At 59.8% G+C, this 12,006-nt stretch carries 9 protein-coding genes; 6 read left to right on the forward strand and 3 right to left on the reverse strand.

Annotated features, from left to right (window positions below; all coding sequences use genetic code 11):
* Positions 1–395: 395 nt before the first annotated feature.
* Entirely contained in the window at positions 396–1,076 is a 681-nt protein-coding gene (locus X773_RS68160) for an OmpW family protein (RefSeq protein WP_031212658.1), read from the reverse strand.
* Positions 1,077–1,140: 64 nt separating this feature from the next.
* Here X773_RS68160 and X773_RS0139330 point away from each other — a divergent pair, with 64 nt between their 5' ends.
* From X773_RS0139330 to X773_RS76760, 6 genes are all read left to right on the forward strand, one after another.
* Entirely contained in the window at positions 1,141–1,395 is a 255-nt protein-coding gene (locus X773_RS0139330) for a hypothetical protein (RefSeq protein ID WP_031212661.1), read from the forward strand.
* 885 nt (positions 1,396–2,280) lie between these two features.
* Positions 2,281–2,430 (forward strand): hypothetical protein, encoded by a 150-nt coding sequence (locus X773_RS75305; RefSeq protein ID WP_245274810.1) that lies wholly within the window; start codon positions 2,281–2,283, stop codon positions 2,428–2,430.
* A 290-nt stretch (positions 2,431–2,720) separates the two neighbouring features.
* The gene (locus X773_RS68170) at positions 2,721–3,983 is read left to right on the forward strand and encodes a SidA/IucD/PvdA family monooxygenase (RefSeq protein WP_245274811.1); all 1,263 of its coding nucleotides are present in this window, start codon (positions 2,721–2,723) and stop codon (positions 3,981–3,983) included.
* Positions 3,984–4,489: 506 nt separating this feature from the next.
* Positions 4,490–5,269 (forward strand): phytanoyl-CoA dioxygenase family protein, encoded by a 780-nt coding sequence (locus tag X773_RS68180; RefSeq protein ID WP_023679663.1) that lies wholly within the window; start codon positions 4,490–4,492, stop codon positions 5,267–5,269.
* Between the two features lie 390 nt (positions 5,270–5,659).
* A complete protein-coding gene (locus X773_RS68185; protein WP_245274812.1) occupies positions 5,660–7,609 on the forward strand; it encodes a class I tRNA ligase family protein in 1,950 nt (649 codons plus the stop codon).
* Positions 7,610–7,913: 304 nt separating this feature from the next.
* A complete protein-coding gene (locus tag X773_RS76760) occupies positions 7,914–8,066 on the forward strand; it encodes a hypothetical protein (protein ID WP_023679666.1) in 153 nt (50 codons plus the stop codon).
* 372 nt (positions 8,067–8,438) lie between these two features.
* On the opposite strand, the gene X773_RS68190 is transcribed toward X773_RS76760, so the two are convergent.
* Positions 8,439–9,914, reverse strand: coding sequence for an NAD-dependent succinate-semialdehyde dehydrogenase (locus tag X773_RS68190; RefSeq protein ID WP_023679667.1), 1,476 nt, complete (start codon positions 9,912–9,914; stop codon positions 8,439–8,441).
* Positions 9,915–10,405: 491 nt separating this feature from the next.
* Positions 10,406–11,908 (reverse strand): pitrilysin family protein, encoded by a 1,503-nt coding sequence (locus tag X773_RS68195; RefSeq protein ID WP_084641661.1) that lies wholly within the window; start codon positions 11,906–11,908, stop codon positions 10,406–10,408.
* Between the last annotated feature and the right edge of the window lie 98 nt (positions 11,909–12,006).

Genomic DNA, 12,006 nt, shown 5'->3' on the forward strand with positions numbered 1-12,006 from the left:
GGGCTGCGCGGCGGACACGCCGACGTCACCGCAATGCCACGCCATTTTGCAGAACTTGACGCACACAACTGGCATCTTGTCGGCGTCGAGGGAGCTCCGTGCTCGCCTTACGCAGGCGCATAGCTCTGACATGACGTCCGGGAGACTGATGCCGGGCAGTCCATCAACAATACCCAACAACCATCCTGATCCGAAGCGCATCTAAGCACGTCCATTTCAGGCGTTAGTCGAGGCCGCATTGACCAGGGGTACCTTCTTGGTCCGCTGGAGGAGGGCGGCCGCCCGTCGACAACGGCTTCTTCAAGTGTCGCCCGTGCAGGGACGACCGGAAAAAAGGGCGCACGAGGCGCCCTTATTTCCGATCGGCTATCAGCAGCCGCCTTCACCTTTCGTTGTTAGAAGCGGTAGGTGACACCTGCGCCTATCAACCAGGGATCGAGCTCCGCCTTTCCCGTCAGCTTCGCGCCGTCGACCGTGACGTCGAAGTCTGGCTTGAGGAAAAGCTTCTTCACGTCAAAGTTGACGCCCCAGTGCTGATCCACCATGTAGTCGAATCCGACCTGCAGCGCGGTGCCGAACGTATTCTTAACCTTGAGAGCATCGGCACTGCCGGCACCCTGGTTATAGAAGATTGTGTAGTTCACGCCGGCGCCTAAATAGGGCTTGAACGCGCCTAAATCGGTAAAATGATACTGCAATGTGAGCGTGGGCGGCAGCAGCCAAACCTGGCCGATATTGCCCAGCCCGCCGATCGTACCTTGGCCCCCGATGTTTGCATAGGTGGTGCCGAGTATGAGCTCGGCGGCGATGTTGTCCGTGAAGAAATAGGAGATATCGAGTTCCGGCGTCACGGTGTTCGAATACGAAAGATCGGAGCCGGGCACTGCATTGACGTAGCCCGAATCCTCAGTGACGACCCCCAACGCACGCAGGCGGATCTGCCAAGGGCTTGGCGCTTCCGTGACCGAGACTCCCGCCTGCGGGACGCTCGCCGCTTGCGCAAGGTCTGCCGCGACGGCCTGCTGTCCCATCACAATGAGGACAACGGCCGCTGTTACTCCCCGCGCCGCGCGCATTTGGTTTCTCGCCATGATATTCTCTCCTTGCTCTTCAGAAATGTGGACTGAATTACGAAAAATCTTGCTCGAATTGCTTGATATTGGCGGAGCGCTCATGCCCAGTTTGCTTCGCGGCTGCGACCGCATGTTCGGCGCGCATGATCATGGGATGATTTCTCCTCTTTCCGTGCCGCAGCGCGTTTTGCGGGCTGCGCTGCAGGTGTCGTGCCAAATGAGAAAATCATTTCATCACAATGCGATCACCCTGATGGCGCTGTGTCTCATGTCCGACATCGTCGAAGATCCGACAACGAACGCAGCCGTGACCGCCTTATAGAACCTCCTGTGCCACTCGGTGGGCACTGCGGAATAAGCAGTGAAGCTCACCGCGAAACTGCCCGAGCTTCGGATCGACATCGGCGACGGGGCCATCGACGACCACTACGTCGCCGGTGTCGGGCGCGGCACAGCCTGAAGACTCCGCGGCGGCGATCATCGAATAGCTGCGTTTACGATGGCTCCATCTTGGCCCACCGTGGGCGCGCAAAAGGCTGCTTTGCGGCCTCATCCCTCCGCCTGGATTGAGTCCAGGGACCGACTGGCGCACGTGCTTTTGAAACCGGCAGAGTGGCCATAACGCAATTGTCTTCCGGCTATCTTTACAGAGATTCGACAATCCAGTTGAAGGTCCCATATCGCGCAAAGCATTGATGCACTTAGGTCTGGGCATACGCCCATCCGGAACCATTTCATCAAGAGCATCAATCCGACACCAACGTAGAGAATTGCTTCCCCCTGAGAGAGGCCTCGCGGCGGACATGAGATGCGTCACTCTTCATGATCGCGGCCTCCGAGGATGTCGGGATCGAGCCAGTGCAACGGCACGATAGGGCGAAGGATCTGGCAGCTCTTGCAACTGCCGACCTCGATGGGAGAGGCACATCGCGATCTGTCCGGCAGAGACACAAGGTTCTGCACTGTCCGTTCGTGAAGACCTCGTGCTGGTCTCCATAAGAGAAGTATTCTGGTGCAGAAAGTGCCCGATTAGCTATTCGGAAAAAGGCGACATCGACGTGCAAATCGGGCGTCGCCGTGAGGCGTCCCCCTCAATGTCGGATTTCCGACAGGATCGCAAATCCGCCAACCCATTGTTAAATAAAGTTTCCTTCTCTGGCACGGCCCATGCATTGGACTCTGCGAACGCATCAGCGAGACGTCGTCCATGATCATGCGCACCGAAAATGCCGTCGCCGCAGTGAAAACCGCGCTCTCGCCTGCCATCAAGCCGCCGAAAGGCCGGCGCGCCATGGTTGAGGCGGGCGATTGCGCCGGCTTCAAACACCTGAATGGGCTTGGAAAGCGTCTCGCGTGATGGCGACGCGGGCATCCAGACGGGCGGAAAGGACATACGTCGTTGCCCCACCTAGCCGGTATGACCCGTCGATTGTCACCGCGCTGGAATGCTCGGGTCTACATTCGACAACCCGAACGCGCAGGACAATTCTCGCAAATCCGGTCGGCACCGGGGCTCGAAAACGTCCGCGAGGGGGCCCAATGGCTATGGCCGATATTCGCCGCGAACAAGCCGCCTAGCGGGAAGACTCTATAGGAGGAAAGCAAGTGGAGTTATCTTGCGTTGGGGTGGGTGCTGGGCCGTCTAATTTGAGCCTTGCGTGTCAGATACACGAGCAAGTTGGGCAAGGGGCACTGTTCCTGGATCGGCAGGTCGACTTCCGCTGGCATCCAGGCATCGCATTCGATTCCTCGGAGCTCCAGGTCAGCCACTTCAAGGATCTGGTCACGCTGGTGAATCCGCGATCAGCCTACACTTTCGCAAACTTCCTGCACGAGAACGGGCGTCTGTATCACTTCCTGAACGCACGGTTCGAAGCCGTGCTCAGAGTTGAGTTCGAACAATACCTGAACTGGGCCTTCCACAGGAACCCACTTGTGCGTGGCGGCGAGACGGTGCGCGAAATCCGCTTTGACGGCGAGTTTCGGGTGCGGACGGATAAGGCGGTTCTCGGCGCCAGAAACGTCGTGGTCGGCATTGGCAAGCAGGCGCAAATTCCGCCTCAGTTTCAGGGCTGGACTGGGCGCAACCTGTTCCACTCATCGGTTTTACTGCACATCCATCCTGAGGTGCGGAGAAAGCATGTCTGCGTGGTTGGCGGAGGCCAGTCGGGAGCCGAGGTGATGTTGCACCTCGTCGGCCTGCCGAAAGAACGGCGGCCTGCCTCGATCACTTGGGTCTCGCAGCGTGAGAACTACCTACCTCTCGACGACAGCCCGTTCACAAACGAGTTGTTCATGCCCTGCTTTTCGGATCGTTTCGCGGCGATGAGCGAGTCGCAGCGTAAGCTGCTCCTGCGGCGTTTCGTGCTTGCCTCGGACGGCATTTCGGAAAGCACGTTGCGCGCGATCTATCAGGCGCTGTACCGCCACGCATTTTTCGAGCCAAACCGATCCTACATCACACTGCGGCCGGGCTGCACCGTCTCGCACTGCATCAACGCCGGCGCGGGTCACAGGCTGACCCTGCAGCACGGCATGGTCGAGGTCGAAGAAGTCACGGCCGACATCGTCATCCTGGCTACCGGCTACGAGAACGCGGTGCCAGACTTCTTGGAACCCATCGCGCACCGGCTGGAGCAGATCGACAATGAATTAGCTATTCGAGAGGATTTTTCGGTGAGCTGGGACGGACCGCGTGACAGACGCATCTTCGTACAAAACGCGAGCCTCGGGCAGCGCGGCCTGGCCGATCCGAACCTAAGCCTGCTGGCCTGGCGCGCGCGCCGCATCCTCGATAGCCTTCTTGGGCGCGCGCCATGCGCGAACCCCGAGCATCCTGGCTTCATCAGCCATACCTCGATCGAGAGCTGGCCCGCCCCCGCAGCCGAAGAAATGGGCAGCGGGATATGACTCGTAGACTTTTGATCATCGGCGGTGGCATCCTAGGAATGATGTCCGCCTCCGCTGCGGCGAAGGCCGGGGGCTTCTCCGAAATCATCGTGACCGAACAAGCGCTTGGACCAAGCGGCGCATCGCATTATTCTGGGGGCGTGCATGTCCCCTACGGTTGTCAAGACCGTACCAGGTCGCTCACTCGAAAGAGCGCCGTGGTCTTGGCGGCCGTGCGCTGGGTCGGCGGTCAGCGGATGGTGCCGGCCTTTAGCGATGCGTGTCGTGGCTGGACCGGGTGAAGCGATTGATCCAGCCCAGTTTACGGAACCCCTGGACCCGGCTGAGCCTGACATAGGCAGTCTCGCGCCGAGCTTCTGCGGACAATATCCGCCGGAGCGGAACGCATTTAGCATCGCCGTCCCACATGACGTGAGTCCGTCTCCGTGGACCCGCAACTTGAGCAGCGCCCGACTCCCTAATTGGGATGTCCGACCAACCAGTCTTTCCAACAGGAGGCTTTTCGCATGTTGACTGATGCACAAAGAGAAAAGTGGCAGAAAGACGGATACGTCAGGCTCGAAAGATTCTTCGCTCCAGCGGCTCAGGAAGATATCTCTACTTTTGCCGATGATATGTCACGCTGGGATGTCAGCGATGATAAATGGCTCATGTGGTTCGAGAAGACGACGGACAATCGAAAGATCATCTCCAAGATCGAGAATTTTATCGAGTTCCATGATCCATTGCGTCGTTTGCTCTTAGAAGATCAGCGCATAAAGTCAGCGGTCGAGGATTTGCTTGGCGAAGATTCGCGCAGGCTCAAGGAGTTGCTGATTTTCCACTACCCCGACAGCGGCGGCTATCTCCCGCATCAGGACATTTATCACATTCCACACAAACTCCCCGACCGGATGGTCCATGCGGTGGTTGCCATAGGCATCGACGACTCCGACCCGGAAAACGGCGGGCTTTTCTTCAGCCCCGGCAACCACAAGAAGGGGGTGTTTCCCATGGATGCCGGTGGGGTGATCGATCCTCAAGTCGCCGAAATGTTCTCCTGGGAACCCGTAGTATGGAAGGCTGGCGACATCTTCATCTTCGACGATTACGCACCGCACTACTCACGACCGAACAAAAGCAATCGTTCGCGGCGGACACTCTACTTGGTATTCCAGCGTGCTTCAACCGGTGGACCGACCCGCGCTGAATATAACGTGCTTAAGCGTGCCCTTAACCCGCCCGAGGGCAAAGTGGCCGATCTCGACAAACTCAAGCCCCCAAATGGCATTTTCTATCGCGATTGAGCTCACGCAGCCAGGCGGAGGCATGCACACGAAACTGATCGACCGCTCAAAAATGCGCAGAGAGTATGGCGTTCTGATTTGCGGGCTCGCGGAGCATCGACCGCAGCCCGTTACGACGCTTCGGCACGTGGATTGTGGAGGTGGTCGCAGGGCGGTCTTCTATGACGCCTACAGCCCGACTGGCGCCCCCCTCGTCGCCCGCCTGGCGGCCCAGAGCCGCATTATTCTGGCCGGGGCCGCCAACGGGTTGGGCTGCCGCTTCTCTGCGCAACTTGCACAAGAGGCTGTTGCGTTGGCATCGGGAGATGCCACTCTTTCAACTGCTATAGGTTTGTCATGCGGAAATCTGCGCTTTCTCGAACGACGCTGTCCCGGGCGTTCGGTATCAACATGGCCACGCTTGGAACGGGAAGCGCCGGCACGGGGTTTTCGTTCGGTAGGGTGGCACCGGGCGTTACATCCGAGCCCCATCGGCACGACGAAATCGAGGCCTTTGTGATCCTGTCAGGATCGGGCAAGGTCAGGACCGACCTTGGGGAAATCTCGGTCGAGGCGGGCGATGTCGTTCTGTTCCACCCTTTTGAAGCGCATGTGCTGCGCAACGACGGAAACGAAGACCTAGATTTCGTCGATGTCTACTGGCGAGACGGCGAGGCCGCCCTTGATGCCGCTGCAAAGACCACGGCTCCACGCGGGCCGATCTTCGTCTTCTCCACGCCGCCGACGCCTAATGGCGATCTGCATTTAGGGCATCTTTCTGGCCCCTATTTCGGCGCTGATGTCTATACTCGTTTCCTGCGCATGAAAGGAGTCGAAGCATATCACCTCACTGGAAGCGATGACAACCAGAGCTACGTCGCGACACGCGCCGATGCCGATCAATCGACGCCTGCAAACGTGGCGCACTACTACGCCGACGAGATTCGCGCCACGCTTGCACTTCTCGATTGTGACGTCCACAACTTCCAACCCACAATGGGCGATGACGGTTACGGCGAGTTTCAAGCCGCGTGTTTCCGCAGTCTTCTGAGCAGCACGGCGGTAGATCTGCGCCAGAGCCCTGCGCTTTTCGATGCTGTGACAGGCCACTATCTTTACGAGCCGGATGTTAGCGGCCTTTGCCCCGATTGCGGCGGCTCCGCCGGTGGCAACATCTGCGAGGAATGCGGCGCCCCAAACCTTTGCCACGACTTGGGCGCAGCCCGGTCACGGCAGTCTGCCGAGGCGCCGTTGGTCGGCTCCGTCCGCCGCCCGGAACTTGCCTTGGACCGATGCTACGACAATATCGACCGGCATCTAAGGGCGTCGGGCGTCCCGCTACGGATCTTGGATCTCTTCGCGCGCCTACGCCGACGTGGCAACTTTTCAGTGCCCATTACCCACCCCTCGGACTGGGGCCTGCCGGCCGAAGGGTTCCCGGGGCAAGTGATCTGGGTCTGGCCGGAAATGGCCTTCGGTTTTCTTTACAACATTCAGGCGCTCGGCCGCTTGCTGGGTCGCGACTGGAAGGCGGAGATGCCCGGCAACGACTGGCAGATTGTCCATTTCTTCGGCTTCGACAATTCGTTCTACCACGCGCTACTCTACCCCGCTCTTTACGCCGAGGTCCTCTCCAACTGGACGCCACGCATCCACTATCACGTCAACGAGTTCTACCTGCTCGACGGCAAGAAGTTCTCAACCAGCTGCCGCCATGCGGTCTGGGGCAAGGAGGTTCTGAGCCCAAAGACAGTCGACGTCGTGCGCCTCCATTTGGGCCTGACACGCCCGGAAGGTGAGCGGACGGATTTCACCCTGGACGCGCTGCGCCGCACCGAGAACGAGGTGTTCCAAGGGATCTGGCTGAACTGGCTCGATGCGTTGAACCAGGAAATCAAGCAGGATTTTGCCGGCCGTGTACCCGATGCAGGCGACTGGAGCCCGGTCGACCGCGCCTTCTTTGCTCGCATAGAGATCTATCGCGCCGCGATGGAGCGCGCCTATTCGGACGAAGGCTTCTCGGTCCGGCGCGCGGCCGCTCAGGTCTGCGATTTCGTGCGCGATTGCGTGATCTACCGTCGGGCGCAAGACTATGCGGCGGCGCGACGTTTCTATCCCGCCCGCAATCGGACTTCCCTAGCCCTTCAGACGACGGCCGCTGCGATCCTGGCACCGACACTCGCTCCGCTGATGCCCCGATTCGCCAGAACGCTGGCGCGAGGCATCGATGTCGTCTCAACCGAAACATGGCCCCGGTCCGTCCAGCGCCTTGCGCCCGGGACGCGCTTTGATCTCGGACCCGTGTTGGTGTTCTACGCCAAATCCGGCAATCCTCATCTGGATGAGGAGGAAGCACTATGAGCCCAAAGGTGCACCAGTGAGCTATCCCAATCTCGACCAGATCTGCGCGGTAATCAAAGCCGATGATGCCAAATATCTTTACTCGCTGTCACTGGCGACCGAAGCCGCTATCAGACGGTAGAGCCAGATTGGCGGACCTGAACCGACGCATCGTCGACACCCTGGCCCGCGCCTTCGAGGACCGTTCGGCCGATCGCTTCCCAGCCCTTGCTGTTTCGTGCCGCAAATGCCGTGTGGGCTCGACTTCGATGACCAACCTCTTCGGCATCGCGGGATTTCCGTCCTCCAGCCGGTCAAGACTGTCATGCCGTTCGAGGCGCTTGGTCAACCTGGCGCGCCCTGGATCGTGCGCCGATCACCGGAAATGTCGAATGCGAATGCCTGCCTGATGGTGTCTTCGATTCTGTCCGAGCCTGTACTGGCGCGGCAGTCGGCCGAAGAACAACTGAGCTACTGACAATCGGAAGGTAGCAGGTTCAAAATTCTGCCCCAGAAACCGGATATTGCGCACAACCAGCGTTCACGATCGCGATGGTGCACAAGCTTCCAACCAGACCCGCGCAACGACAGCCCGTCGCCTGAAGATACTCGGCGAGGGCCGCCAAATCCCTCGCAAGCGTATCCTCCGTCACATGCACGCCGTCGTCGCCGACAATGCAGACGCTTGTCTCGTCGAGAGATAAACCCAGCCAGGGTGCTCCTTCAGGATTGCGTGTTTGCTCGGGTACGGAGCCGCCCCTCAGTTCCCAATCGAGGAGCGATCCTACAATTCACAATTTGGAGATCGCTCGCTAGGTTACCCGGTCTGTGAACCCTGCAAGCCGAAAATTCAGATGCCGCCCATGCAGAGATATTTCATTTCGAGGTAGTCCTCGAGGCCATGGCGGGATCCCTCCCGCCCGATGCCGGACTGTTTTATCCCACCGAACGGCGCCGCTTCTGAAGACATCCGGCCGGTATTTACCCCGACCATTCCATATTCCAAGGCCTCGGCCACACGCCAGACACGCTTCAGGTTGGAGGCATAAAAGTAGGCCGCGAGGCCGTAAATCGTGTCGTTGGCCTCACGCACGACCTGATCCGCATCTTTGAAGCGAATAATCGGTGCCAGCGGCCCGAATGTCTCTTCTTGCGCGACGGTCATCTCGCTGGAGACACCGGTCAGGACTGTCGGTTGGAAAAACGTGCCATTCGTGCCGATACGTTTGCCCCCGCATTGAATTGCGCCGCCTTTGGCGACGGCATCGGCAATATGGGATTCGATCTTGGCCAAAGCGTGCTTGTCGATGAGCGGTCCGATGTCCACTCCGGGAGCGAAACCGTCACCAACTTGAAGTTGGCGAGCCCGTTGCACGAATTTCTCGACGAACTCGTCGTGAACGCCCGACTGGACGTAAAGGCGGTTCGCCGAAACGCAGGTCTGGCCGGCATTGCGGAACTTCGCCTGGATCGCACCGTCAACCGCGGCATCGATATCGGCATCATCGAAGACGATGAAAGGTGCATTGCCGCCGAGCTCAAGGCTGACTTTTTTGATCTGGTCCGAGCACTGGCGCATGAGAAGGCGCCCGATCTCAGTCGACCCGGTGAAGCTGATCTTGCGGACCTTGGGATTGGTACAAAGTTCGCGGCCGACCGCGTCACCTTCGGACGCATAGATCAGGTTGACGACGCCTTCGGGAAAGCCAGCCTGATGGGCGAGGGCGAACATTGCTCCCGCCACGAGCGGCGTCTGTTCAGCGGGCTTGAGGACGATCGTGCAGCCCGCCGCCAAGGCTGGCGAGATTTTGCGCGCCACCATCGAGGCCGGGAAATTCCATGGCGTTATCGTGCCAACAACTCCGATGGGCTGCTTGATTACCAGCATTCGGCGGTCCATCGATGGTGCGGAGATCGTCTCGCCATAGACGCGATTGGCCTCCTCGGCGTACCATTGCAGGTACGCCGCAGCATGGGATGTCTCCGACTTGGCTTCTGCAAGCGGCTTGCCCATCTCGGCGGTGAGGATCTCGGCGAGATCGTCGGCGTGGTCGATGATCAACTGATGCCATCGCCATAGAACGTCGCTGCGCTCACGTGCGGTCAACCCTGCCCATCCAGGCTGAGCGACATAGGCCTTGTCGATCGCAGCGCATGTCTCCTCGACACCCATGTCGGGTAGTTCTGCCAGCACTTCGCCAGTCGACGGGTTGAGGACCTCGAATATCCGCTCGCTAGTCCGCGTGCCAAGTGCCGGCAGGCGATCAATGGGTCCAAACAGGTCAGGGCATCTCAGGTGACGGATCATCGGCAGGCACAGGGGCAATACCGGATTCCTCCTCAACGCAGCAGGTATATATAGCAGGTGCGGTGTGTACTCCGCGACGTCCGGGTTCCTTATAGGGCCTCGGCCAGACAGCTGGTAGACCACGGTACCCAACTGGAAAGGGAGAATACCTGAATACGCTAGGAGATGCCTCGCGGTTCTACTAGTCGAACGATTGAACAACGGACATCGGCTTCGCCAGCCGCGCGGAGTGGATGCTGGTGGCCTGCGCCTACAATCTGCGGACCACGAATCGGCGACTCTATCGACTCGAAGAGAGGCTGGCCTGAGGAGGAGCGCACCCCAATAATGACGCCTGAACCGGCAAATGCCTGGCAAGGCCCGCGAAAACCGCTCCTCGCGGCTTTAAACAGATCCCGTTTAGCCGGCGAGCGCCCGCAAGACGAGAAAGAGGATGGAGAGGAACAGGGTGGCGAAGGCGCGCCGAGGGAAGACCGGCCGGCGCATTTGCATGGGGATGGAGCTCATGATCAATTCCCCGCCTGTTGCTGCGGCAAAAGATAGCCTGTGGTCGAATGGTCGAGCGCCAGATAACGCGCGGCGACCGCCTTGACCTCGTCGGTGGTGACCTTGCGGACGCGGTCCGGCCTCTCGAGCACGTCCTTCACATTGCCACCGGTGGTGAGCGTCTTGCCATAAATGTTGGCGATATGGTCCAGCTCGTCGTGCGCAAAAATCACCGAGCGGATATAGCGGTCTTTGGCCTTGTCCAGCTCGTCGCTGGTGACGCCATCCTTGGCGATCCGGGCGACTTCGGCAACGGCCGCCGCTTCGAGATCGACGAGCTTTGCATCGCCGCGCGGCGAGCCGGAGATGGTGAAATTGGTGTCGTCTAGCATGGTGCCCTGAAAGGAGGCGCCGGCCGCCGAGGCTATGCCTTGCTTGACGACAAGCTCCTGATATAGCCGGCTGCGGTTACCGCCGCCGAGGATCTCGGCCAGCAGGTCGAGCGCCTCGGCCTCGCCGGGCTCTGCCGTATGATAGGACGGCACCACCCATTGAGTGGAAAAGCTCGGCACCGAAACGCGCGCATCGGTCAGCGTCACTGTGCGCCTGGTGTTCTGCTCCGGCTCGACCGGACGGTTGCGCGGGGGCAGGTCCGGCCCGCGCACAACCTTGCCATAGGTCTTCTCGGCCAGCGCCTTCACCGTCTCAGGCTCTACGTCGCCGGCCACCACCAGCACGGCGTTGTTCGGTCGGTAGTATTTGTTGTAGATGGTGAATGCGTCGGTGCCGTTCAGCTTCTCCATCTCCTGCATCCAGCCGATGACCGGAATGCGGTAGGGCTGGTTCTGCCGCAACGTCGCGTTGACCTCCTCGTCCAGCAGAGCATGCGGGTTCGTCTCTCTGTGCCAACGGCGCTCCTCCAGGATCACGTCGCGCTCGGTCTTGATATCATCGTCGTTGAGGATGAGGTTGAACATGCGATCGGCCTCGAAGCCCATCATCTCACCCAACGCCGAGGGCGCCACCGTCTCGAGGAAGGTGGTGTAGTCATACGCGGTGAAGGCGTTATTGTAGCCGCCGATGGCTGAGACGGCTCGGTCGAACTCGCCGGCGGCGTGGTTGGTCGTCGCCTTGAACATCAGATGCTTGAGGAAATGGGCAAGGCCGGATTTGCCGGGTGGCTCGTCGGCGCTGCCGATCTTGTACCAGACCATATGAGTGACGATCGGCGCGCGGTGATCGGGGATGACGACCACTTCCATGCCGTTGTCGAGCAGAAAATCCGTCACCTTGCCGCCGGCAGTGGCGGCCAGAGCCGGAGCGGTCGTCACCAGGGCCAGCGCGGTGGCAATGAACGCGTTGCGCAGCCAGGCGGACGATCGATGGCTCCGGTTGTGGTGGCTGGTCGAAAGGCAAGGTTCGAGGCAAAGTGATTTGTCCCTAATTTTGATGAAGGCGCTGCGTCCCCGTCTCCCCGCGTGGGAGGATCGGCGGGTAGCGCCGAGCCAGATGAATAAGCTCTTCATGGAGCCAGGCCTTACCCGAGCCTCATCTTTGGATGGACCCAGGAGACCTGCGGCGGTATTTCTTGGTGAGGTGATCATGGGACGGATTCTCCTTGGTC

Source organism: Mesorhizobium sp. LSJC280B00 (genome assembly GCF_000502835.1).
Lineage (GTDB): Bacteria > Pseudomonadota > Alphaproteobacteria > Rhizobiales > Rhizobiaceae > Mesorhizobium.

Coding starts and splice junctions, on each gene's coding strand:
- X773_RS68180 (WP_023679663.1), top strand. CDS start 4,490: ATGTTGACTGATGCACAAAGAGAAAAGTGGCAGAAAGACGGATACGTC.
- X773_RS68195 (WP_084641661.1), bottom strand. CDS start 11,908: ATGAAGAGCTTATTCATCTGGCTCGGCGCTACCCGCCGATCCTCCCAC.
- X773_RS75305 (WP_245274810.1), top strand. CDS start 2,281: ATGATCATGCGCACCGAAAATGCCGTCGCCGCAGTGAAAACCGCGCTC.
- X773_RS68185 (WP_245274812.1), top strand. CDS start 5,660: ATGGCCACGCTTGGAACGGGAAGCGCCGGCACGGGGTTTTCGTTCGGT.
- X773_RS76760 (WP_023679666.1), top strand. CDS start 7,914: ATGCCGTTCGAGGCGCTTGGTCAACCTGGCGCGCCCTGGATCGTGCGC.
- X773_RS68160 (WP_031212658.1), bottom strand. CDS start 1,076: ATGCGCGCGGCGCGGGGAGTAACAGCGGCCGTTGTCCTCATTGTGATG.